Origin of the sequence: Streptomyces sp. ME02-8801-2C (assembly GCF_033793965.1) — a bacterium.
Classification (GTDB): Bacteria; Actinomycetota; Actinomycetes; order Streptomycetales; family Streptomycetaceae; genus Streptomyces.
In genome coordinates, this window is record NZ_JARAXP010000004.1 from 599,683 (window position 1) to 623,660 (window position 23,978).

Consider the following 23,978-nt stretch of genomic DNA (forward strand, 5'->3'; position numbering starts at 1 on the left):
GGGAGGTGGGGGCGGGCGGTCACTGACGGCAACGAAGCCATCGCACGCCCATTGCCCGCCCGGGTCCTTGTGGTTAGCCTGTCCTCTGTTCGTCATGCCGATCGTCTGTTGAAATCTCGAACGCCACCGAAAGGCGTCGAGATCGTAGACACCTTGTACACAAGAGAGGGGGCCGTCATGGGACGCCTCGTACCTGCCGTGACCCGGGCTCTCGACATTCTTGAGCTCTTCCTGGACGGAGACGGCACGCTCTCCGCCCCGGACATAGTGCGCAGACTCCAGCTGCCACGCACCACCGTGCACGAACTGGTGACGACGCTCGCCGCCCGTTCGTACATTGTGCAGGTCCCCGGTCAGCCGGGCCGCTACCGCCTGGGTGTGCGCCCGTACCAGCTCGGCAGCCGCTACGCCGAGCAGCTCGACCTGGCCGCGGAGGGCCTGCAGGTGGCCCGTTCCGTCGCCGAGACCTGCGGGGAGACGGTGCATGTCGCGATCCTCGAGGGTACGGACGTCATCTACATCGCGAAGATGGACTCGACGCACGCGGTACGGATGGTGTCGGCGGCCGGCCGCCGACTGCCCGCCCACTGCACCTCCGTCGGCAAGATGCTGCTGGCCTCGCTGCCCGACCACGAGCTCGCCGCGCGGGTCCCGAACAACGTCCCGCTGCCCGCGATGACGCCGAACAGCATCACCGACCCGGCGGCCCTGCGCGAGGCTCTCGCGGAGATCCGCCGCCGGGGCGTCGCCGTGGAGAACCGCGAGTCGAACCCGGACGTCAGCTGTGTCGCGGCGCCGGTGCACGACCGCACGGGCCGGGTGGTCGCCGCGCTGTCGATCTCCGTTCCGATGATCCGCTGGAGCGACGACCACCGTTCTGAGCTGGAACAGCTCGCCGCCAAGGGCGCCGCCGAACTGTCCGAGCGCCTCGGTTACCGGAGTGTGGCATGACGACGTACGAACCCGCCCTCGAAGTGGCGGTCCAGGCGCAGGCGACCCTCGGCGAGGGCCCGACCTGGGACGCGGCGAAGTCGCGGCTGATCTGGATCGACATCCTCGGCTCCCGGGTCAACACCTACGACCCGTCCACCGGCCGTCGCACGGTCATGGCCACCGAGCAGCACGTGGGCGCCGCCAAGCCGCGCGCGGGCGGCGGCCTGGTCCTGAACCTGCGCGACGGAGTGGCCCTGTACGACGACGTGAACGACGGTGAGGGCGCCGACCCCGCCGCCGGTTTCCGCTGGCTGCACCACGACCCGGTGCCCGGCCGCAGGGCGAACGACGCGGCGGTGGCCCCCGACGGCTCCCTGTGGGCCGGCACGATGACGTACGACGAGACGCCGGGCGGCGGCACGCTGTCCCGGCTGACCGGTGACGGCGATGTGACGACCGTCCTGGACGACGTGACGGTGAGCAACGGTACGGGCTGGAGCCCGGACGGCCGCCTGATGTACTACATCGACTCCCCGACCCGTCGCGTCGACGTCTTCGACGTGTCGGCGGACGGGCGGAGCGTGAGCAACCGCCGTCAACTGGCGCTGATCGAGGAGGGTGCGGGCTTCCCCGACGGCCTGACGGTCGACGCGGACGGCTGTGTCTGGGTCGCCCTGTGGGATGGCGGCGCGGTCCGCCGCTACACCCCCGCCGGCGCTCTGGACCGTACGATCACGCTCCCCACGGTCCGCCCGACGGCCTGCGCCTTCGGCGGCCCGAACCTCACGGACCTGTACATCACCACGGCCCGCGTCGGCCTGTCCGACCCCCACCCGATGTCGGGCTCACTCCTGGTGGTCCCGGAAGCGGGCAAGGGAACCCCCCAGCCCGCATTCGGGGGCTGACGGAACCCCGCCGAACGGTCCGGCGGCCCGACCGCCGGGCAGGTGGGGGGAATGCCCCGCGCCCGCCCGGCTGCCGTCGGTCGTCACACGCCCTTCGGGCTCACTCCGCCGCCTTCCATTCCTCCGGCCGGAGCGGTGGGCCGCTCAGTGGGGGTTTCAGGGGGCCTATCGCCGTTGCCAGTAGGACGCCCGGTGTCAGCAGTACCTCCGCGCCGCGTTCCAGGGACGTCACGTCCGTCACCCGGCGGGCGATCCGGCCGTTGCCCGTGGCCGTGCGCATCAGGCGGCCCACGTAGGCCGCGAGCAGACGGTCCCGCAGGGTCGGGCCCTTGTCCGTGGCGCCGGGATAGAAGACGTCCTGGCTGGTCGCCAGGTCCCAGGCCGCCGCGACCGGGCGGGCCACCGCCTTCTGGATACGACGGGACAGGCCGGGGGTGTCCCATCCCTGACGGGTAATCACATCCCGTAGGGCGACCGCACTTTGGGCCGCCGCCGACATTCCGTGGCCATAGATCGGGTTGTACGCGGCCAACGCGTCGCCGATCACCGCGAAGTTCTCCGGCCAGGCCGGCATCCGCTCGTAGTAGTGCCGGCGGTTCGACGTCGTACGGGTGATGGAGACGCCCGTCAGGGGCTCCGCTCCCGCGAGCAGGTCGGCGATCACCGGATGCCGCAGCTCCTCGCGTGCGTAGCGCGTGAACTCCGGTCCGTCCGTGGGTGGTTCGCTGCCCCGGGTGCCCGACAGGGAGACCAGCCAGCAGCCGTCCTCGATGGGTGCGAGGACGCCCGCCCGGCCGGGCCCGCCCGCCCTCGGGTCCGCCTGGACGTTGACCAGCGGGAAACCGGGCCGCGCGGCTTCGGGCGCCCGGTAGATCCGGCTGGCGTACGCGAGCCCGGAGTCGACCACGCGCCGGGTCGGTTCGGGCAGGCCGAGTTCGCGCAGCCAGTGCGGGGCGCGCGAGGCGCGGCCGGTGGCGTCCACGACCAGGTCCGCGTGGAGTGTGCGGCGGCTGCCGTCGGCGCCGCGCAGCCGCACCCCGGTGACGGCCGCGTCGGTGCCCTCCAGGCCCAACACCTCGGCGTGCTCGACGAGTTTGATCCGGTCGTCGTCCAGTACCTGGGCGCGGACGGTCGCGTCCAGCAGGTCCCTGCCGCACAGGAACACATGGTGCGACTCGGGCCACCGCCTGAACCAGCCCTGCGGTGCCAGCGCGACCATGTCCGTCGTGACCGCCAGCCGGTGCGCACCGGCGTCGAGCAGCAACTCGCCCACACCCGGCACGAGTTCCTCGACGGCACGGGCACCGCCGGACCACAGCACATGCGCGTGCCGGGCCTGCGGCAGGTTCCTGCGGGGCTCGGGCCCGTCCGGCAGGACGTCACGCTCGACCACGGTCACACGGTCGGCGAACCCGACCAGCGCGCGGGCCGCGAGCAGCCCGGCGAGCGAACCGCCCAGGACCACGGCGGATCTGACGGGGGACGACTGATCACTCATATACGTGCAGGCTCTCCACTGTGGCGGACGCGAGGGCGCGTACCGCCTCGATCTCATCGGGGTGACCAAGGATTTGGGACACGGCTTCGATGCCCCGGAGCAGCTCGGCGAGCAAGTCCGGGTCCTCTTGCGCGACTTGGGGGGACTGAGGAGAGGGAGGACGGGCCAGGGCGCGCGCCTCGATCGCGTCCCGGATCGTCACGGCCGCCGCCAGCGCCCGCGCCCGGCCGGGGCCGTACCCGAGGTCCACCGCGGCCTCGTACGCCCGCCGCCGCAGCTCTCCGTCGAAGTGGCGGGCGAGTTGGAGCAGGGCGTCGCGGATGAACGTCTCGCGGCGGGTCAGCCGCAGCTCCGGGGTGGCCCGCAGGGAGAAGGGGACGCCCCGGCCGGTGGCGGCGCGCAGCAGGCCGTACAGCGGGGCGAGTCGGAGGTGGGCGCGGCGGACCCGCCAGCGGTCGCGCAGATACTGGCCGGCGTGCGGCAGCACATACCCCGTGGCGATCAGGACGGCCGCGACGCACCCGGCGACCGGGGCGACCTCCGTGGACAGCGGGTCCAGGTCACCGCCCGCCCAGCGGACGGCGACGGCCGTGCCCTTCGCCGCGTCGAACACCAGGTTCGCGGCATAGCCGAAGGCCAGCGCCTTCAGGCCCCGGCGCAGCCACACATCGAGTCCGGCGGTGCGGATCCAGTCCCGGATCAGCCGGTACGTCAGGACACAGGACGTGGTGTGCGCGAGCAGGTAGAGCACGATCAGCTCGCGCATGAAGGGCGTACGGGCGTAGTACGTGTCCAGGTCCCGCCGACGCTCCACGGGTACGTCGGCGAGCGCGAACAGCCCCCACAGCGTGACGATCACCCCGGCGTGACCGACGACGACCCAGCGCATCGCGCGCCGCGCCCGCGCCGGCCGGGCCGAGTGACCGGCCAGGCCCCCGCGCCAGGCGACCATCAGCAGCAGGCTCGCCCCGCAGAAGGCGACGAGGAAGCTGTACACGAGGGGCGCCGCGAAGTTGGGCACGCCGGTGACCCGGTTGGTCCAGGCGATGCCCGGCGGAGCCGCGAAGACGAAGATGCCGCAGGCGAGCAGCAGCAGCCCGCCGACCGCCCGCCGCAGCGGGTCCCGCCACAGCCTGACGATGCTGGGCAGCTTGAACACCAGCGCGGCCAGCAGGGCCACGATCGGTGTCCCGAAGACCAGGACGGAGTACGGCTCGCCGGGGAAGCCGGAGGAGTTCATCGCCGCGCGTTTCCGCTTCCTCTGCCGCGATATCCCAGCGAGGCCTGCACACCACTGCTGCCGGTGCTCGCCGCGCACCCCTCCACCCAGGGCCGGAAGACGGTGGCGAGGCGGTGGCCGAACTCCTCGGCGTCGGCCTCGTCGGCCGCACGGGAGCCGTTGCGGGCGGCCACGGTGAGCGCGTCGCCCTGCCAGGACTGCTCGTCGGCCAGCACCCGGGCGGCGGTCGCGCCCGCGCTGTGGTGGTGACAGTGTCCGGCGTGCAGATGCCACAACTCATGGCCCAGAATGACGAGTTGCTGCACCGCCTCGGCACGCTCCTCGACGATGACGAGATCGAAGTCGTGGAACTCCACCCACAGACCGGTGACTTCGATCTCGTCGGGGAAACGCTCGAAACGCAGCTCGACGCGCCGCCCGCGCCGCGCGCTCATCTCCTCGCACAGCGCCCGGCACAACTCACGTATTTCGGAAGGGCCGTTGCCCTGCGCTCGCAGTGCCACGTCGAGTGCGCCGGTCAGGTCACGCATCGCGCCCCGGGTCCGCAACCGGTGCGCGGCCCGGGCGGGCAGCAGAGCCGCCAGCGCACCCCGGCCCGCTCGCGTCGCTCGCGTGGCCGTCATCGCTCGGTCTCCTCGCCGACGCTCAGCAGCCCTTCGAGCATCACCGCGAGGGCCTCCTGCTTGCGCGGGGTCAGCCGCCGGCCGCGCAGGGCCAGCGTGACGACACCGTGCCGGGTCGCGAACCGGACCAGCGGACCCTCCTCGGCGCCCCCGAGGTCCTCGAGCAGACGGCGGAGTTCACGGTTGAGGACGATGGGCGCGGGGTCGGTGAAGAAGCCGGTGCCCTGCTCGACGCCGAAGTACGCGGCGAGCGCGGTGAGATCGGGAACGTTCGGCATCTTCTTGCCGAGGAGCAGCTGACGGGCCCACTCGGGGCTGATCGACAGGGCGCCCGCGACCTCCTTGCAGACCTCGGCGCGCGTCCTGCCGTTCGCCGCGAGCCGCGTCTCGTGGAGTGTGCGCACCCGGCGCCGGATACGGCCCTCGATGTCGTCGGCCAAAGGCCGCGCGCCCTCGGTCAGCAGTGCCTGGATCTCCCCCTCGGTGAGAGCGGTGCGAGCCGACAGGCTCCGTACGTCGAGGACTTCGGCGCGGTCGAGACGCGCCTCGGCGATGCGTTCCTCGAGGCGGGCGAGGGTCTCTGAGAGGGGCTCACTCACGGGCCGACCCTACGCGTGCGGACGGCCGCGCACCAGGGGAATCCAACGATCGTTGGAGTTCGCGGAACGATCGTTGGGCACGTCCGCCATTGACGTGCGGACACTCCAAAATTACCGTCCTGTTCGAAGTTACGAGCGGATTCCGAGATACCGAACGCCGAGATACCGAACGCCGCGATGTCGAACACCGCACGCTGTACGCCGAATGCCGGAGAGGAACACATGTCCCGCACCGCCCGCTTCACGATCGACCCCGCCTTCACCGTCGGGGAGGTCAACCCCCGGCTCTTCGGATCCTTCGTCGAACACCTCGGCCGCTGCGTCTACACCGGTGTCTTCGAGCCCGACCACCCCTCCGCCGACGAGGCGGGTCTGCGCACGGATGTGCTGGAACTGGTCCGCGAACTCGGCGTCACCGCCATCCGCTACCCCGGCGGCAACTTCGTCTCCGGCTACAAATGGGAGGACTCGGTCGGCCCGGTCGACGAACGCCCCCGCCGCCTCGACCTCGCCTGGCGTTCCACGGAATCCAACAGGTTCGGACTCTCCGAGTACATCGACCTCCTGCGGAAGATCGGCCCGCAGGCCGAACCGATGATGGCCGTCAACCTCGGCACGCGCGGGGTCGCCGAGGCCCTCGAACTCCAGGAGTACGCCAACCACCCCTCCGGCACCGCCCGTTCGGACCTGCGCGTCGCACACGGCGACAAGGACCCGTTCGGCATCAAGATGTGGTGCCTCGGCAACGAGATGGACGGCCCCTGGCAGACCGGCCACAAGACCGCCGAGGAGTACGGCCGTCTCGCCGCCGAGACCGCCCGCGCGATGCGCCAGCTCGAGCCCGACCTCGAGCTCGTCGCCTGCGGCTCCTCCAGCCAGGGCATGGACACGTTCGCCGAGTGGGAGTCGACGGTCCTCCAGGAGACGTACGACCTGGTCGACTACATCTCCCTGCACGCCTACTACGAGCCCCACGACGGCGACATCGACTCCTTCCTTGCCTCGGCCGTGGACATGGAGTCGTTCATTGACAACGTAGTCGCGACCTGTGACCACGTCGGCGCCCGCCTCAAGTCGAAGAAGAAGATCAACCTCTCCTTCGACGAGTGGAACGTCTGGTACATGTCGGGGTGGCACGAGATCGAGAACTCCGGCGCGCGCGACTGGGCCGAGGCCCCGAGGCTGCTGGAGGACGTCTACTCCGTCACCGACGCCGTCGTCTTCGGCTCGCTCCTCATCGCCCTGCTCCGGCACGCGGACCGCGTCACCGTCGCCTGTCTCGCCCAGCTCGTCAACGTCATCGCGCCGATCATGACCGAGCCCGGCGGCCCGGCCTGGCGTCAGACGACGTTCTTCCCGTTCGCGCAGGCCAGCAGGTACGGACGCGGCGAGGTCCTCGACGTACGGGTGGACTCGCCGACGTACGAGACGAAGAAGTACGGCGAGACGGACCTCCTGCACGCCACCGCCGTACGCGCCGACGACGGCACGGTCACCGTCTTCGCCGTCAACCGGGACCGCACCCGGCCGCTGCCCCTCGAAGTCGCCCTGAACGGACTGGAGTTGACCTCGGTGGTCGAGCACAGCGTGATCGCCGACGCCGACCCGGACGCCCGCAACACCCTGGACGACCCGGAGCGCGTCGCCCCCCACCAGGCGTCCGGCACCACCCTCCAGGACGGCACGCTGACCGCAGTCCTGGAGCCGCTGTCGTGGAATGTGATCCGGCTCGCGTAGGCGGGGTGCCGCACAAGGAGCTAGCGGCCGGGGGAGGGAACGTCCGTCACCTCAACTCCCCCGGCCGCACTCCCGAGCAGCGTCAGCCGCACCTCGCCGGGTCCCGACTCCGTCGTACCGTCCGAAAGCACCGCCAGGGCAAGGGTGTTGGCGCCCCGGGTGCGCAGCACGCCGTTCGGGAGGACGAAGGTGTGCTGGGGGCCGACGTCGTTGACGTACTGGCCCATGTTCCAGCCGTTCAGGAAGATCTGGACGCGGTAGGCGCGCCCCGGGTCGTCCTCCAGCACCAGCCCGATCGACGCGTCGACACCCGGATCGACGGCGAGCCGGAACCCGGTCCGGTACCAGGTCACCCCCTGCCGCGGCCGCTCGGCACGCGGCAGGTCGACCACGGGCCAGCCGCCGTCCCCGTACCCCGGCAGATGCCAGCCCGACCGTTCCCCGTACAGCCCACCGGTGTTGAGCGGCCCACGCACCGGATCGGCCGCCCCCGCAGCCGCACCCTGCAACCGCCAGCTCACGGCGGGGGAGGCGCCCGCGAAGGTCGCCGACGTCAGTCCGCGGGCGACCTTGTGCGTGTCCTGCGTCCTGCCGTCCATGTCGTGCTGCATCCGCCGCACCAGCACGGACAGCACATGCCGGCCAGAAGTGCGCGCCTTCTCCGGCACGTCGAAGGTGGCCGTCGCCGCCCAACTCCCCGTCCTTACCGTCCGCTTGTCCGGCACCGGCATCCGGTGCGTGCCCAGCGGCTCACCGTCCAGCCACGCCATCAGCAGCCCTTGCGTCCCGGTGCTGTAGCCGAGGGACACGGAGCGCATTCCCGTCGCGTCGGTGAAGGAGCCCCGGTACCAGACGTCCCCGTAGTGGAAGCCGTAGTCGTCGGCGAACAGCACGGGCTGCCCGTCGGGCACGGGGGTCGTGCTGAACGTCGAAGTCCGGTCGGCGACCGTCCACTTGGAGTCGTCGAAGCCGGGCTCGGACTCGGGGTTCTCCACCTGCCGCCGCCAGCCGCCCAGTGAGGGCAGTACGACCCCGGAAACCCTCGCCAACGGCCGCTCGGCCCGCAGACTCCCGGAACCGGTGACCGATACCCTCAACTCGTTCTCGTTCCAGACGACTTCACGCACCCCGTCCGGCGTCCACACCTCCAGATCGGTCGCCTCGACGGTGTCCCCGGTCAACCGCAGCGAGTCGCCGCGCTGTTCGACGGTCCGCAGCAGCGCGGGCCCGTACACCAGCATCGACCCCGACGGGGTCTCGCGCGGCCACAGCCGCACGGAGGTCTCGTCGTCGGCGAGGAGAAGGAGAAGGGGAGCCGAGACCCCGCCCCCCTCGACCAACACCCGGGTGAGACCCCCGAGTCGGGCCGTCACCCGGACCCGCCCGTCCGCGTACGAGGACTCCGCGTCCCCCGCCAGCACGGTCACCGTCGGCTCGCTCGCGCACTCCAGCGCGGTCACCGTCGCCTCGCCCGCGCGTCCCGTCAGTACGGCGACGTCCTGGCGCCCTGCGGTCAGCCACAGCATCGGCTGGGCGTTGGAGTACGCCAACTTCCGCCGCCCCAAGGCGATTCCGGCGGCGAGAAGACGGGCGTCCGAGGCGGGGACGGTCACCGGCAGCGAGGTCCCGGCGACCGGGAGAACCGAAGTGACGGGCCGCGTCGAGTCGTTGCGCAGGACGTAGACGTGGGCGTGGGTGTCCGGGTTGGTGAGGTGGTACACCTTGATCCGGCCGGCCTCTGCCCCCGTGACGCCTCCCGCCGCCGATATGTACTCCGCGTCCCCGGCAGGATCCAGCTTGGCCAACTCCGGTACGCATCGCACCAGATGCCCGAACTGGTGCATGGGGACGACCTTCGGGGTCGCCCGGCGCCCCTCGTCGAAGGCGGCGCCGTAGTCGTACGACGTGTACACCTGCGGGGCGGGCAGCCAGCCCCAACTGGTGCCGCCGAAGGTCATGTAGACGTTGTGGACGGTGATGCCGTTGGCGAAGTTGGTGAGGTAGAAGCGCCGTTCGTAGGCCGCGTCCCGGGTCCGCGCCGACCCCGCGTACCCGGCGCCGTCGAACTCGGCCCCGCCCCACGGATCGAACCAGCCGCCCCCGAACTCCGGCACGAACCCTGGCGTGTCCGGGCTCGCCGTGGCCCCGCCCTGCTGGCCGCCGATGCCGAAGTGCCCCCAGTCGGGCGGGACTTCGTCCGGCGCCGGATACCCGTCGAAGCCGTACAGCCAACGCCCGCGCTCACCTCCGGTGTCGAAGGAGCCGGGGGTCCAGTAGCCGTGTCTGCTCTGGTCGTTGTGGAAGAGGGGGACGTCGATGCCGTCGGCGCGGACCTTGGCGTACAGATGGGCCATGTAGTCGAGGCCGGGAGGCCTGGTGACGTACGCGTAGTACTCGTTCTCGATCTGGTAGAGCAGGACCGTGCCGTCGCCCCGCGTGTACAGATGGCGGGCAACGATCGCGTCGACCGCCGTCAGCCACTCGTCGGCGTACGCGATGTAGGCCGGGTCGAAGACGCGGGCGCGGGCCTTCGTCGCGGTCAGCCAGCCGGGGAAGCCACCCGCGTCGACCTCGGCGTTGATGTACGGGCCGGGGCGCAGGATGACGTACAAACCGGTCTCGGCGGCCTGGCGCAGGAACAGGTCGAGGTCGCGGACGCCCGTGAAGTCGTACTGGCCGGGTGCGGGGGAGTGGTAGTTCCAGGCGACGTAGATGCTGACCGCGTTGTAGCCGTGCGCGCGCATCTTCTGGAGCACGTCCCGCCACAAGGACGGGCTGGGCAGACGGAAGGGGTGCAACTCGCCCGACCACAGGACGAGCCGTCGGCCGTCGACGAGGAGGGAGTAGCGGTCGAAGCCGACGGTGTGCCGGCGGCCGTCCGCCGCGGGCGGGTCGGGGGCCGGGCCGGTGGGCGCGATGCGGGCCGCCCGCGCCGGTCCGCCCTGGCCGCCGGAGCCCGGGCCGGCGCTCGCGCCGAGGGAGAGGCCGAGGGCGGCGGTGCCGGCGAACGCGCCGAATGACCTTCTGCTCAACATCAACGTGCTCTCCTCGGCCGTACGGGGCCCGCGCGGGTGGACAGGGGGTACCGAGTGCGCCGATGTGCGGGTGCGGTCATTGTCCCTACACCGCGACGACCGACAATGACCGCATGAGGATCTCGGCGCGGGCGGACTACGCGGTGCGAGCGGTGCTGGAGCTGGCCGTACGACAGGACGCAGCCGTACCGCAGGGCGACGGCGCTGCCGTGAAGGCGGAGACCGTCGCCGCCGCCCAGGCCATTCCGCACAAGTTCCTGGAGGGCATCCTCGGCGATCTGCGGCGCGGCGGGATCGTCGACTCCCGGCGCGGCGGGAAGGGCGGCTACCGGCTGGCGCGGCCCGCCGCCGAGATCACGGTCGCGGACGTCGTCCGGGCCGTCGACGGGCCCATCGTGTCGGTGCGCGGCGAGCGGCCGACCACTCTCGCCTACACCGGCCCCGCCGAACCGCTGCTCCCGCTGTGGGTCGCGCTGCGCGCCAACGTCCGCAAGGTGCTGGAGGGGGTGACCTTCGCCGATCTGGCGGCGGGGGAGCTGCCGGACGCCGTGCGGGGGCTGGCCGAGGAACCGGCGGCGTGGGAGAACCCATGAATCTGTTCGGAAGAAGGCAGCGGGCGGTCTGCGGCAAGCCATGAACCGGTAAACCCGTATGTCCGAAAAAGGCCAAAGTTTCAGTCTTTCAGGGCCCCTAATTTTGCTCCAACAGAGCGTTTCTAAACCACCGTGACGTATGAAGTTCCGGGTTGGTTGTTGACGACCTTCACTCTCCCGATACCTTGACCCCTGCATGTGCATGTAACGGGTGGGGTCTACGTGAAGGGTGTGCGTTCGGGGATGAGATCGTTGAGGTCGCGTCGAGGGTGGGGCATCGGGGCCGTTGTGGCCGCCGGAGTGTCCGGGGTTCTGATCGTCCAGTCGGTGAGTGGCGGCGGTGGCGCGAACAACGCGGCCGACGACAGCAAGCCTGCGGCCTCCGGGCCGATCGCGACCGAGGAGTACGCGGCGGCGCTGAAGGTCGCCGCCGACGGCGACTCGGCGACGCTGGCCAAGCGGGACACCAAGCCGTTCAGCATGCTCGGTGTCACCTGGGCCGACCCGTCGGCCACCATGGCCGGCAAGGTCGAGGTCCGTACCCGCGCCGCCGGTACCGAGAACTGGACGTCCTGGCTGGAGCTGGGCACGGACAGCGGACCCGGCGAGGAGGGCGCGACCCGCGCCGGCACCGAGCCCGCGTGGGTCGGCGCGTCCGACGGTGTGGAGGTCCGGGTCGACGGCAAGGCGTCCGCCGAGCTGCCCAAGGGCCTGCGCGTCGACATGATCGACCCGGGCACCGGTTCCGTCTCGGACCTCGAACCGGCGGGATATGTGGCGGCGGCGAGCACCGAATCGCCCGACCCGTCGCTCACGCCGGACGTGTCGGAGTCTCCCTCGCCGACGCCGAGCGACTCGGCGTCCGCCTCCGCGTCCCCGAGCGAGTCCCTCTCCGTTCCCCCGACCGTTCCTCCCACGGAGTCCGCGTCGCCGAGCAGCGCGCCCGTGACGACTCCGCCGGCGACGACCTCGGCTCCGGCCACCACCCCGCCGGCGCCCTCGCCGAGCACCGGCCCCACGGCCCCGCCGTCCACCGCCGCCAAGCCGCCGATCGTGCTGCGGGCCGGCTGGGGCGCGGACGAGACGATGAGCCCCGAGGCGCCGGAGTACCTGACCGGCGGGATCAAGGCCGTGGTCGTCCACCACACCGCCGAGACCAACGACTACACCTGCGACCAGTCGCCGGCCATAATCCGCGGAATCTACGCGTACCACGTCAAGACGAACGGCTGGAAGGACATCGGCTACAACTTCCTCGTCGACAAATGCGGCACCATTTTTGAGGGCCGCAAGGGCGGGGTCGACAAGCCGGTCTTCGGTGCGCACGCCTACGGCTTCAACAGCCAGACCACCGGAATCTCGGTCCTCGGCAACTACAACCTGGTCGCCCCGCCGACGGCGGTACTGACCTCCGTCGCGCGCCTCGCCGCCTGGAAGCTCGGCCAGTACGGCGTCAGCCCGACCGGCACGACCACGCTCACGGCGGGCGCCGCCGGCAGCAGCTACTACGAGCCCAAGCGGACGTGGAGCACGGGCGCCCAGCTCAGCTTCCCGACCATCCACGGCCACGGCAACGGCTACGCCACCGAGTGCCCCGGCTCCCAGCTCTACAACGCGCTGCCCACCATCCGCAGCTACGCGGCGGGCCCGGTCACCGGCCTGACCCTCAAGTCGGTCACCGGAGCGGGCACTTCGGGCACCCGGACGTACACCAAGTCGGCCATAACGGTCAGCTGGTCGGCGACCACGCCCGCCGCGCTGATCACCAAGTACGAGGTGCTGGTCGACGGCAAGGTGGCCGCCACCACCGCCGGTACGGCCACCTCCGCCAAGGTGAACCTGGCACTCGGCACGCACGCCGTCCTCGTACGGGCCACCCACATCTCCGGCAAGACGACGACCACCACCGCCCCGGCGACCGTCGTCGCCGAGACGACCCCGCCGGCCTTCACCACCGCGCCCAACCTCTCCCTGGCGGCCGGCACGGTGAACACGACGGCCGTCCCGGTCACCCTCAAGTGGAAGGCCACGGACTCGGCCGCCCTGAAGGAGGTGCGTCTGACGGCCCCGGTCGCCAAGACGTACGGCCCGACGGTCACCAGCGCCAACCTGACCTCCAAGTCCGGTGCGGCCACGACCTGGTCGATGACTGCGTACGACCAGGCGGGCAACACCAAGGCGGCCTCGGTCGTCGGTACGCCGATGATCCTCCAGGAGTCCTCGGCGACCCGCACGGGCTCCTGGACGACGAAGTCGTCGACCAGCTACCTGGGCGGCAAGTCGTACTCGAGCATCACCAAGAACGCCGCCCTGACCTGGACGTTCACCGGTCGATCGGCCGCCCTCGTGGTGTCGCGGGCCTCGACGTCCGGTCAGGTCAACGTGTACGTGGACAACGTCAAGGTCGCGACGGTGGACCTGAAGTCGGCGACGACGAAGTACCGGGACGCGATCTGGACGAAGAGCTGGAGCGCGAGCGCCAAGCACACGGTCAAGATGGTGGTCGTCGGCACGAGCGGCCGCCCGGCGGTCACGACGGACGGCCTGGTGTACCTGAAGTAGCCCTCCGCCGAGCAGTACTGGCATCGAACAGCCTGAGCGCCGTCCTCGTACGGCGCTCAGGCTGTTCTGCGTTCCGATGACGGTTGCGGGTTTTGGCTGCGGGTTACATCGACGGGTGAATCAGGCCGCGCGGGGGCGGGGATTGGCCGAGGATCGACGTGGCCGGTACCTGCCCGGCCCCCTATGCTGCGACCGCTCGACCTTCACAGCTCCTTCACTGCTCAACCACAGGTCGGGTGCGGTCCGCGCATGCATTTGGCATGCCCATGACCGCCGAGTGCGTGATTCTCACCCCCCACTGCAACACCGCGATGAAAGGGAGAACCATGGCTGGAGGCCTGCTCGCGAGTGGCGCGATCGCCGCGCTGTTCGCCGCCGCGATACCCGCACAGGGTGCATCCGGGTCGTCCTTCGACGACCCGCCCCCGGACAAGATCGTCATCAACGTCGCCACGGTGAACGGCTCCGGCTGTCCCGCCGGTACGGCCGCGGTGGCCGTCTCGGGCGACAACACCGCCTTCACCGTCACCTACAGCGACTACCTCGCCCAGGTCGGCGGCAACTCCGACCCGACGGCGTTCCGCAAGAACTGCCAGCTCAACCTGAAGGTGCACGTCCCGGCGGGCTTCACGTACGCCATCGCCAGCGCCGACTACCGGGGCTTCGCCTCCCTCCAGCGGGGCGCGAGCGCCATCCAGCGGGCCTCGTACTACTTCCAGGGCTCGTCGAGCACGGCGTTCCGCACCCACACGTACAACGGCCCGCTCAACGACAACTGGCAGGCCACCGACATCACCGACTGGGCCCAGCTCGTCTACGCGCCCTGTGGGGTCCAGCGCAACTTCAACATCAACACGGAGTTGCGGGTGAACGCGGGTACGTCGATGGGCACGAGCTTCATGGCGATGGACTCGACTGACGGCGACATCAACACCGTGTACCACCTGGCCTGGCAGCGGTGCCCGGCGAAGTGAGCGGCGTGACGCCGTGACGCCGTAAGGGAGTCGTGGCGCGGGGTGCGGACACGGCCGGCCGTGTCCGCACCCCGTGACGGGCGCCGGTGACGTCGGCGCGAACTCAACTCCAGCTCGGTGAGGCCGACTCCGGCTCGCCGTAGGGCACAGGGCGTCCCGTCACCGCGTCCAGGAGGACCCGGTCGCCCAGCGGCCGTTCCAGCTCGACCGGGACCTTCTTGCTGTGCATGTCGGCGGTGCAGGGCAGGTCCGACTCCACGGACGCGACGGTCGCCGAGAGCACAACACTGCCGTCCGTCTCCAGGGCTTTCACGCGGGGGCCGTCGTCGCAGGAGCCGTGGTACGCCAGCACGGTGACGGTCCGCCCGTCCCCGGACACCTCCATCAGCTGTGGGAGCTCCATCAGTTCGGTGGGTACGTCGTCCCCGATCCGGCCGATCGGCGACGGCGGAAGCTCCGACGGCCGCAGGGCGACGCGCCTGAGCGGCTCGTCGTACCCCTCCAGTGTGAACAGCCAGGCCGGCACGGTCGCAGGGCCGCGACTGGTCGCGATGGTCGTCTCGCCCAACTTGGCGCCGGTGACGGTGAGATGGGGTTCCTCGGCGCTGCTGTTGCGGCTCAGGGCGGTGTAGGTCCGGCGCGCGTCCAGCAGGGGCCGGACGAGTGAGCCTCCGCCCGCCCACTTCACCTCCCCCTTCTCGGGCGTGGTGGTGGGGAGTTCGCCGTCCAGTACGTAGTTCGTCAGGGAGTAGGCCCTGTTGTCGTCGGCGCCGCGGAAGCCTCCGGCGGGCGGCGAGACCCAGTCCCCCGTCGGGTAGTAGCCCTCGCGCCATGTCTCGGCGGCCTTGGAACCGTCCCAGGCGTCGGCGACCTCCTGGGCGCGACCTGCCGTCGGCGACGAGGTGTCCCCAGGGCGGGGCGCCGTACCGATGCTGTCCCGCGCCTTCTCGTTGCCGCAACCGGCCGCGAACAGGGCGCCGGTGAGGGTGAGAACGAGGGCGAGTCGGGTCGAGGTGCGGGTGATGTACGTACGCATGGGGTCCCCCCGAAGCTGACGCTGTCGGGACTGGGACGCTTGCGGCCCGGCTTACGTTCACCACCGCAGGTCGGTGAGACGCTCAGAACTTGGCGTCGTGCGACGCGACGAGCCGGCCAAGTGGTGGCGAAGAGGGCGAGTCGGGGGCCCGCGCACGCCACAGGCCCGGCGGTCAGTCCTTGGTCCCCCACGCGCAGAGCAGCTGCGCGTATGCCAGTGCCGCGTCGGCGTCGATCAGTTCCTGCGCCAGCCGTTCTTCGAGCGTGTCGGGGTCGATCTCCTGGGCGGTGGCCGCGCCGGTCCGTTCGAGCAGGGGGACCATCGTCCTGATCATCCCCGCGTACAGGGCCGGGCCGTTCGGGTCGCCGGGGCCGAAGTGGGGTTGGACGCCCAGCATGCCGAGGGGCCGCAGGCCCGCCTCGCGCAGGACCTCCCACAGCTCGCGGCCCAGTGTGGGGTTGGCGTTCGCCGCGGCGAAGCCCGCGCCCGCCCAGGACACGAGGCGGGAGGCAAGGGGTGTCGCGGGCCGCGCACCGGCGGTCGTCAGATCCGTCTCGATGGGGGCCACCACGCCGCCGGGGCGCAGCTGCCTGGCCTGCGTCCTCAGCACGGCGGCCGGGTCCTTCGAGTACAGCAGGACCACACGTCCGATGATCGCGTCGAACGGGCCACCAGGCGCGGGTTCGTGGATGTCGCCCACGACGAAGCGGACGTTGTCGATCCGGTTGTGGCGGGCGCGAGTGGTGGCGAGTTCGACGGCGTCCGGCGACTGGTCCAAGCCGATCACCTCGCCGGTGGGGCCGACCAGTTCGGCGGCGAGGAAGGAGACGTCGCCGGCGCCCGAGCCCAGGTCCAGGACGCGCATGCCGGCGCCGACTCCGGCGGCCCGCAGGAGGGTCCGGGTGGCGGGTTCGAGAACGCGGCCCTGGCGGGTGAGCCGTTCCAACTCCGGGGGCGCGCTGCCGAGTTCGTATCGATCCTGCGAGGTGTCCATGGACCTGGTCCTCTCCGGCCGTCGGTCTTCGTATCCTCTCTGACCACAGGAGTCCCTCCGGTATTCCCGGCGAGAGCCCGAGAGGTGCCGCCCCCCGTGGACAGGGTGGCGGCACACGGTCGCTTCAGTACCTGCTCACCGTCCTGCGGGCGTTCAGCCCGCCTGCCCCATCCCCGCCGCGTTCGGCCAGCTCTGGGCGGCCGGCCAGCCCGTTGCCGGGGCCGGGGCCAGGCCCGGGCCGGTGGTGCCGCGGACCTGGGCGGCCGTCAGGCCGTTGCGGGCCGGGACGCCCGAAGGGGTGGGCTGCTGCGGGACCATCGGCTGCGGTTGCGGCTGCTGGGGGACCGGGGGCTGCTGCATCTGCGGCTGGGGGACCTGGGGCTGGGGGGCCTGGGGCTGCGCGGGCTGCGGCTGCATGGGCATCTGCCCCATCGCGGGCACCTGCTGCATCTGCTGCATCTGCATGCCCCCGCCGTAGCTCTGCCCGCCGCCCCCGTAACTCTGCTGGCCCGGACCGCCGTAGCTCTGGGCGGACATCGCCGCCGGCATCTGCATGGCGGCCGGCATCTGCATTGGCATGGGAGCCGGGGCCGGAGCCGCTATCGGGGTCGGGGCCGGCACCGGGGTCGGCATGCCGGTACCGGCTGCCGCGGCGGCCGCGAGGCCACCCGGCATACCGGTACCGAGGGCCTGAGCGGCTAGGCCCGGCATACCGCCCCCGTTGGTGGCACTGACCAGCCGGTCCACCGCCGCCGTGCCCGAGCTGTAGGCGGTCCCTGTACCCAGCTCGGGTACGGCGGCTCCCCTCCTGGTCCCGTAGAGCACCTGTTCCAGGCCGGACACCAGGCGACGCACGTCCACCTGGGGGCGCACCACGAGACGCAGGAAGCGGCTGGACGAGCCGATCTTGTTGCCGCACTCGCGGACGAGGATGCGGTGCTCGGTGAGCATCCGGTCCCTGACCACGGTGCCCTCGGCGCCGACGGGAAGGCGCACGAAGAGGAAGTTGCCCTGCGACGGGTAGACCGTCAGACCGGGCAGGGAGGAGAGCTGGCTCGCCATGTCGAGGCGGTCGCGGCGCACCTGGTGGAGGCTCTGCATGTACTCCTGGCCGTGCTCCTTGAGCATGAACACCACGTACTCGGCGAAGGCGTTGAGGTTCCACTTCGGCAGCATCGAACGGACGCGGCCCGCGAGCGACGGGTTGGCGACCATGTAGCCGAAGCGGATGCCGTGCAGGCCGAAGTTCTTGCCGAGGCTGCGCAGGACGATCACGTTGGGGCGGATCATCGCCTCCTGCACGACGCTCGGCTCGGCCTCCGCGTCGGCGAACTCGAGGAACGACTCGTCGATGATGATCAGGTCGAGGTCGGCCATCGCGTCCATGAACTGCACGAGCGCGTGCTTGTGCAGGAAGCCGCCGTCCGGGTTGTTCGGGTTGCAGATGACGGCGACCCGGGTGCCGCGCGCCCGGATGAACTCGGCGTACTGGGCGAGGTCGAGGGAGAAGCCGCTGGACTCCTGGAGCGGGAACATGTCGACCCGCTTGCCGGTCTCCATGGGCTGGTCGGTCCAGCGGCCGAAGGTGGGGACGGGGACGGCGAGGGACTCGCGGACCAGCAAGTGGTCGATCCACGTGATCAGTTCGGTCGAGCCGTTGCCCATCGCCACGGCCTGCGGCGGCAGTTGGAGCAGGTTGCACAGCTCGGCGGTGATCGTGTCGGCGCTGCTCGGGTAATACGTGATGATGTCCCGCAGTCTCGCCGCCATCGTGTCCATCATGGCGGGAGTGGGGAAGTAGGGGTTGCACGGGATACAGAAGTCGACCGGGCCGGTCCCGTCGCTCTCGCGCGCGAGCGCAGCCATCGAGGGGCTGTGCGCCGCGGTGCTGCGAAAGAGCGATGTGACGTTGTCGGCCATGGAACCTCCGTATGTGGCGGACCCGTTGGGGAGGACGGGACCTCCAACTCCAGGGTGGCCCGCGCGGGGGAGCGCGGGCCGCTCCTACATACGGACGGCTGGGTGAGGGTGTTCAAACGTTGGGGTTCGGAAAAAAATTGTGAAGCTGCTGTGAAAGCGACTCAGCCGGCGTGGAACGAGTGGGTCGTCGTCGAGCGGTAGGTCTCGCCGGGCCGCAGAACCGTGGACGGGAAGTCCGGCCGGTTCGGCGAGTCCGGGTGGTGCTGGGTCTCCAGGCACAGCGCGTCGCCCTGGCGGTGGATGGCGCCGCCGGTGCCGACGAGGGTCCCGTCGAGGAAGTTGCCCGAGTAGAACTGCAGACCCGGCTCGGTGGTCGCGATCCGCAGCGTGCGGCCGGACGCCGGGTCCCTGAGCGTGGCGACGTGCCGCGGCTCGGCGGTGACGCCCTTGTCGAGCACCCAGTTGTGGTCGAACCCCTTGGCGTACAGCAGCTGTTGGTGGGCGACCCGGAGGTCCGCGCCGACCGTCTTGGCGGTCCGGAAGTCGAAGGGGGTGCCCGTGACCTCGGCCGGCTCACCGTCGGGGATCAGGCCGGCGTCGACGGGGGTGTAGCGGGACGCGGCGATCTCCAGCTCGTGGCCGCCGACCGAGCCGCTGCCCTCGCCGGCCAGGTTCCAGTAGACGTGGTTGGTGAGGTTGACGACGGTGGCCTTGTCGGTGGTGGCCTCGTAGTCGATGCGCCAGTCACCGTCCTCGGTGAGGGTGTACGTGACCTTCGTCCGCAAGGTGCCGGGGTAGCCCATCTCCCCGTCGGCGCTGGTGTGTCGGAGAACCAGGCCGACGTCCGTGCCCTCGCTGAACGGCTCGACGTCCCACACGGACTTGTCGAAGCCCGCGCTGCCCCCGTGCAGGCTGTTCTCGCCGTCGTTGACCGACAGCTGGTACGCCGTGCCGTCCAGCGTGAACCGGCCCTTGCCGATGCGGTTGCCGTACCGGCCGATCAGCGCGCCGAAGTAGGGGTTCGCGGCGACGTACTCCTCGATGGCGTCGAAGCCCAGCGAGACGTTGGCGTACCGGCCCTCGGCGTCCGGGATCTCCAGGGACTGCACGATCCCGCCGTACGACAGGACCTTCAGACGGGTGCCGCCGTTCTCCAGCGACCAGCGGTGGATCTCCGTCCCGTCGGAGAGCTTGCCGAAGAGTTCCTTGGATGCCTGCACGGGGGATGCCTTCACGGGGTTCCTGCCTCCATGGGGAAAGCCGAAGGGTCCCGCGGACCGGTTGCCCGATCGTCCGCGGGACCCACGACATGACGACTTCTTGCCGGTCAACCGGCCTTGCGCTTGTTCCACACGTCGAACCCGACGGCGGCCAGCAGGGCGAGGCCCTTGATGACCTGCTGCCAGTCGGTGCCGACGCTGAGGAGGTTCATGCCGTTGTTCAGAACACCGAGCACGAGACCACCGATGATCGCGCCGAGGACGGTACCGACACCGCCGCTCATGGACGCTCCACCGATGAACGACGAGGCGATCGCCTCGAGTTCGAAGCTGAGGCCCGCCTTCGGCGAGGCCGCGTTCAGACGGGCGGCGACCACCAGACCGGCCATGGCCGCGAGCACACCCATGTTCAGGAAGACGAGGAAGGTGACCTTCTTGTCCTTGACGCCGGACAGCTTCGCGGCCGGCAGGTTGCCGCCGATCGCGTAGATGTGACGGCCGAAGACGGCGTTGCGCATCACGTAGCCGTAACCGACCACCAGCACCGCCAGGATGATCAGGATGATCGGCGCGCCCTTGTAGCTGGCGAGCAGCATCGTGACCGTGAGGATCGCGGCGACGATGGCGACGAGCTTGAGCAGGAACAGGTTCCTGGGCGCCACCTCGAGGGCGAACTCCTGCTGCCGCTTGCGGTCACGGACCTCCTGGATGACCGAGAAGGCGATCAGCGTGAAGCCCAGCAGCAGCGTGAGGTTGTGGTAGTTGGTCTCCGGGCCGACCTCCGGCAGGAAGCCGTTGCCCATCTTCTGCAGGCCGTCCGGGAACGGGCCGAGCGTCTGACCCTTGAGCAGCATCTCCGTCAGACCGCGGAAGATCAGCATGCCCGCGAGGGTGACGATGAAGGACGGTATGCCGAAGTAGGCGATCAGGAAGCCCTGGGCCGCGCCGGCCACCGCGCCGATGGCCAGGCACAGCACGACCGCGAGGGGCCAGGCCATGTCGTGCTGCACCATCAGCACGGCCGCGAAGGCCCCGGTGAACGCCGTGAGGGAGCCGACCGACAGGTCGATGTGACCCGCGATGATCACCAGCATCATGCCGATCGCGAGGATCAGGATGTAGCTGTTCTGGAGCACCAGGTTGGAGACGTTGCGCGGCAGCAGCAGGTCGCCGCCGGTCCACACCTGGAACAGGACCACGATCAGACCGAGGGCGATCAACATGCCGTACTGGCGCATGTTGCGGCGCAGGCCGTCCAGCACCAGGTGGAGCAGTCCGCCGCCGGAAGCCGGTCCGCCGCTCTTGCCGGGCGGCGCGTCCGCCGGGCTCTTGGTCACATCGGTGCTCATCGCGTTACCTCTTTGTCCTTCGTCATCTGACGCATCAGCACTTCCTGCGTGGCCTCGGCTCGGGAGAACTCGCCCGTGAGCCGCCCGGCGGCCATCGTGTAGATGCGGTCGCACATGCCGAGCAGTTCGGGCAGCTCGGAGGAGATGAAGACGACCGCCTTGCCCTCGGCGGCCAGCCGGTCGATCACCGTGTAGATCTCGTACTTGGCGCCGACGTCGATGCCCCGGGTCGGCTCGTCCAGGATCAGCACGTCAGGACCCGCGAAGATCCACTTACTGAGGACGACCTTCTGCTGGTTGCCGCCGGAGAGCTTGCCGACCCGCTCGAACACGGTCGGCGCCTTGATGTTCATGGACTTGCGGAAGCCCTCGGAGACCTTCCGCTCGTCCTGCTCGTCGACGATGCCGCGCTTGGCCACCTTGCTCAGAGCGGTGAGCGAGATGTTGCGGTTGATCGTGTCGATGAGGTTGAGGCCGTAGTGCTTACGGTCCTCCGTGACATAGGCGATGCCGTGCTCGACCGCCTCCGCGACGGACTTCGTACGGATCTCCTTGCCGTCCTTGAGGACCGTGCCGCTCGCGTACCGGCCGTAGGAGCGCCCGAAGACGCTCATCGCGAGCTCGGTACGGCCGGCGCCCATCAGACCCGCGATGCCGACGATCTCCCCGCGCCGCACCTGGATGGACACGTCGTCGACGACCTTGCGCTGCTGGTCGATCGGGTGGTGCACGGTCCAGCCGCGGATCTCCAGGGCCGGAGCCGCGCCCTTCTCCGCCTCGTGCGGGGTGCGCTCCGGGAAGCGGTGGTCGAGGTCGCGCCCCACCATGCCGCTGATGATCCGGTCCTCGGTCGTCTCCGCCGACTTCACGTCGAGCGTCTCGATGGAGTGCCCGTCGCGGATGATCGTCACCGAGTCCGCCACCTTGCGGATCTCGTTGAGCTTGTGGGAGATGATGATCGAGGTGATGCCCTGGTTCTTCAACTCCAGGATGAGATCGAGGAGTTTGTCGCTGTCCTCGTCGTTCAGAGCCGCCGTGGGCTCGTCGAGGATGAGGAGCTTGACCTTCTTCGACAGCGCCTTCGCGATCTCCACGAGCTGCTGCTTGCCCACGCCGATGTCGGCGACGCGGGTCTCCGGGTGGTCGCTCAGACCCACCCTGCGCAGCAGCTCCGTGGCGTGGCCGAGGGTCTGCCTCCAGTCGATGAACCCGCCCTTGGCGTGCTCGTTGCCGAGGAAGATGTTCTCCGCGAGGGAGAGGTACGGCGACAGCGCCAGCTCCTGGTGGATGATGACAATGCCGTGCTGCTCGCTCGCCCGGATGTCCTTGAAGGAGCAGACCTCTCCCTCGAAGAGGATGTCCCCCTCGTAACTGCCGTGCGGATGGACACCGGAGAGCACCTTCATCAAGGTGGACTTCCCGGCGCCGTTCTCACCGCAGATGGCGTGGACCTCGCCCTGACGGACGGTCAGTGAGACGTCCGACAGCGCTTTGACGCCGGGAAAGGTCTTGACGATCGAGCGCATTTCCAGGACGGGTCCCGCCATGGTCGTGCCTTCCAATCCGTAAGGTTCGACGCTTACTTGAGCTGGTCCGCCGTGTAGTAACCGCCGTCGACCAGTTCCTTCTGGTAGTTCGACTTGTCGACGCTCACGGGCTGGAGCAGGTAGGCGGGAACGACCTTGGTGCCGTTGTCGTACGACTTGGTGTCGTTGATCTCGGGCTTCTTGCCGTTGAGCGAGGCGTCGACCATGTCCGTGGCGACCTGGGCGAGCTTGCGCAGGTCCTTGTAGACGGTCATCGACTGCTGGCCGGCGATGATCGACTTCACCGAGGCCAGCTCCGCGTCCTGACCGGAGATGACCGGCAGGGGCTTGGCCTTGGTGCCGTAGCCGTCCGACTTCAGCGCGGCGAGGATACCGATGGAGATGCCGTCGTAGGGCGAGAGGACCGCGTCGACCCGGCCGCTCGTGTACGTCGACGTGAGCATGTCCTCCATGCGCTTCTGGGCGGTGGCGCCGTCCCAGCGCAGGGTGGTGACCTTGGTGAGCTCGGTCTGGCCGGACTTGACGACGAGCTTCTTGCTGTCGATGTAGGGCTGGAGCACCTTCATCGCGCCGTTGAAGAAGTACTTGGTGTTGTTGTCGTCGTTGGAGCCGGCGAACAGCTCGATGTTGAACGGGCCCTTGCCGTTGGCGACACCCAGCTTGTCGACGAGGTAGGTGGCCTGGAGCTGGCCGACCTTCTCGTTGTCGAAGGACGCGTAGTAGTCGACGTTCTTCGTGCCGAGGATCAGACGGTCGTAGGAGATGACCGGGATCTTGGCGTCGGCGGCCTGCTGAAGCACGTTGTTCAGGGACTTGTTGTCGATGGCGGCGATGATCAGCGCCTTGACGCCCTGCGTGATCAGGTTCTCGATCTGCGAGACCTGCTGGTCGGGGTCGTCCTCGCCGAAGACCAGCTTGGTCTTGTAGCCCTTGGCCTTGAGGTCCTTCTCGACGTTGGCGCCGTCGGTGATCCAGCGCTCCGAGGACTTGGTGGGCATCGCGATGCCGATGGTGCCGCCCTTGGCGCTGTCCCCGCTGGTGTCGCTGCCACCCTCGCTGCTCTGACCACAGGCGGTGAGGGAGAGGGCGAGAGCGGCGGAGGAGGCTATGGCGGAAAGTGCGGCTCTGCGAGTACGCATGATCATCATCCTTGATGTCTTGGGGCCTGGAGCGGTCTGGCGTTACGGGCACCCGAGGGGCGGTGGGGGGTGGG

At 69.9% G+C, this 23,978-nt stretch carries 18 protein-coding genes; 6 read left to right on the forward strand and 12 right to left on the reverse strand.

Annotated features, from left to right (window positions below):
* Positions 1 to 177 precede the first annotated feature (177 nt).
* Positions 178 to 951, forward strand: coding sequence for an IclR family transcriptional regulator (locus tag PV396_RS15910; RefSeq protein WP_319205041.1), 774 nt, complete (start codon positions 178 to 180; stop codon positions 949 to 951).
* Positions 948 to 1,838 (forward strand): SMP-30/gluconolactonase/LRE family protein, encoded by an 891-nt coding sequence (locus tag PV396_RS15915; RefSeq protein WP_319205044.1) that lies wholly within the window; start codon positions 948 to 950, stop codon positions 1,836 to 1,838. The genes PV396_RS15910 and PV396_RS15915 overlap by 4 nt, the downstream gene beginning before the upstream one ends.
* 100 nt (positions 1,839 to 1,938) lie before the next feature.
* Here PV396_RS15915 and PV396_RS15920 read toward each other — a convergent pair whose 3' ends face one another.
* From PV396_RS15920 to PV396_RS15935, 4 genes are read right to left on the reverse strand one after another with little or no spacing between them, the layout of a single operon-like run.
* Positions 1,939 to 3,336: a pyridine nucleotide-disulfide oxidoreductase gene (locus tag PV396_RS15920; protein ID WP_319205046.1), complete on the reverse strand. Its 1,398-nt coding sequence runs from the start codon at positions 3,334 to 3,336 to the stop codon at positions 1,939 to 1,941.
* On the reverse strand, positions 3,329 to 4,576 hold the full coding sequence (locus PV396_RS15925) for an MAB_1171c family putative transporter (RefSeq protein WP_319205048.1): 1,248 nt from the start codon (positions 4,574 to 4,576) through the stop codon (positions 3,329 to 3,331). The genes PV396_RS15920 and PV396_RS15925 overlap by 8 nt, the downstream gene beginning before the upstream one ends.
* Complete coding sequence (locus tag PV396_RS15930; protein WP_319205050.1) at positions 4,573 to 5,199, reverse strand: toxin-antitoxin system, toxin component family protein; 627 nt, start codon at positions 5,197 to 5,199, stop codon at positions 4,573 to 4,575. The genes PV396_RS15925 and PV396_RS15930 overlap by 4 nt, the downstream gene beginning before the upstream one ends.
* Complete coding sequence (locus PV396_RS15935; RefSeq protein WP_319205052.1) at positions 5,196 to 5,798, reverse strand: transcriptional regulator; 603 nt, start codon at positions 5,796 to 5,798, stop codon at positions 5,196 to 5,198. Before PV396_RS15935 ends, PV396_RS15930 begins: the two co-directional genes overlap by 4 nt.
* Positions 5,799 to 6,020: 222 nt before the next feature.
* On the opposite strand from PV396_RS15935, the gene PV396_RS15940 reads away from it, so the two are divergent.
* Positions 6,021 to 7,535, forward strand: coding sequence for an alpha-N-arabinofuranosidase (locus PV396_RS15940; protein WP_319205054.1), 1,515 nt, complete (start codon positions 6,021 to 6,023; stop codon positions 7,533 to 7,535).
* A 20-nt stretch (positions 7,536 to 7,555) separates the two neighbouring features.
* Here the strand turns inward: PV396_RS15940 and PV396_RS15945 are convergent, their stop codons facing one another.
* Complete coding sequence (locus PV396_RS15945) at positions 7,556 to 10,573, reverse strand: beta-galactosidase (protein ID WP_319205056.1); 3,018 nt, start codon at positions 10,571 to 10,573, stop codon at positions 7,556 to 7,558.
* Positions 10,574 to 10,683: 110 nt separating this feature from the next.
* Here PV396_RS15945 and PV396_RS15950 point away from each other — a divergent pair, with 110 nt between their 5' ends.
* The 3 genes from PV396_RS15950 to PV396_RS15960 all read left to right on the forward strand — a co-directional run bounded on the left by PV396_RS15950 (position 10,684) and on the right by PV396_RS15960 (position 14,699).
* Positions 10,684 to 11,163: an Rrf2 family transcriptional regulator gene (locus PV396_RS15950; protein ID WP_319205058.1), complete on the forward strand. Its 480-nt coding sequence runs from the start codon at positions 10,684 to 10,686 to the stop codon at positions 11,161 to 11,163.
* A 243-nt stretch (positions 11,164 to 11,406) separates the two neighbouring features.
* On the forward strand, positions 11,407 to 13,725 hold the full coding sequence (locus tag PV396_RS15955) for a peptidoglycan recognition protein (protein ID WP_319205060.1): 2,319 nt from the start codon (positions 11,407 to 11,409) through the stop codon (positions 13,723 to 13,725).
* A 326-nt stretch (positions 13,726 to 14,051) separates the two neighbouring features.
* The gene (locus PV396_RS15960; RefSeq protein ID WP_319205062.1) at positions 14,052 to 14,699 is read left to right on the forward strand and encodes a DUF4360 domain-containing protein; all 648 of its coding nucleotides are present in this window, start codon (positions 14,052 to 14,054) and stop codon (positions 14,697 to 14,699) included.
* A 103-nt stretch (positions 14,700 to 14,802) separates the two neighbouring features.
* Here the strand turns inward: PV396_RS15960 and PV396_RS15965 are convergent, their stop codons facing one another.
* The 7 genes from PV396_RS15965 to chvE form a co-directional block, all read right to left on the reverse strand.
* A complete protein-coding gene (locus PV396_RS15965) occupies positions 14,803 to 15,735 on the reverse strand; it encodes a hypothetical protein (protein WP_319205064.1) in 933 nt (310 codons plus the stop codon).
* A 172-nt stretch (positions 15,736 to 15,907) separates the two neighbouring features.
* A complete protein-coding gene (locus tag PV396_RS15970; RefSeq protein WP_319205066.1) occupies positions 15,908 to 16,729 on the reverse strand; it encodes a class I SAM-dependent methyltransferase in 822 nt (273 codons plus the stop codon).
* 153 nt (positions 16,730 to 16,882) lie between these two features.
* A complete protein-coding gene (locus tag PV396_RS15975; protein ID WP_319205068.1) occupies positions 16,883 to 18,649 on the reverse strand; it encodes a histidinol-phosphate transaminase in 1,767 nt (588 codons plus the stop codon).
* 161 nt (positions 18,650 to 18,810) lie between these two features.
* Entirely contained in the window at positions 18,811 to 19,884 is a 1,074-nt protein-coding gene (locus tag PV396_RS15980; protein ID WP_319205070.1) for an aldose epimerase family protein, read from the reverse strand.
* 92 nt (positions 19,885 to 19,976) lie between these two features.
* Positions 19,977 to 21,218: a multiple monosaccharide ABC transporter permease gene (mmsB, locus tag PV396_RS15985; RefSeq protein ID WP_319205072.1), complete on the reverse strand. Its 1,242-nt coding sequence runs from the start codon at positions 21,216 to 21,218 to the stop codon at positions 19,977 to 19,979.
* Positions 21,215 to 22,765 (reverse strand): multiple monosaccharide ABC transporter ATP-binding protein, encoded by a 1,551-nt coding sequence (mmsA, locus tag PV396_RS15990; protein ID WP_319205074.1) that lies wholly within the window; start codon positions 22,763 to 22,765, stop codon positions 21,215 to 21,217. Before mmsA ends, mmsB begins: the two co-directional genes overlap by 4 nt.
* 32 nt (positions 22,766 to 22,797) lie before the next feature.
* Positions 22,798 to 23,904: a multiple monosaccharide ABC transporter substrate-binding protein gene (gene chvE, locus PV396_RS15995; protein ID WP_319205076.1), complete on the reverse strand. Its 1,107-nt coding sequence runs from the start codon at positions 23,902 to 23,904 to the stop codon at positions 22,798 to 22,800.
* Positions 23,905 to 23,978 lie beyond the last annotated feature (74 nt).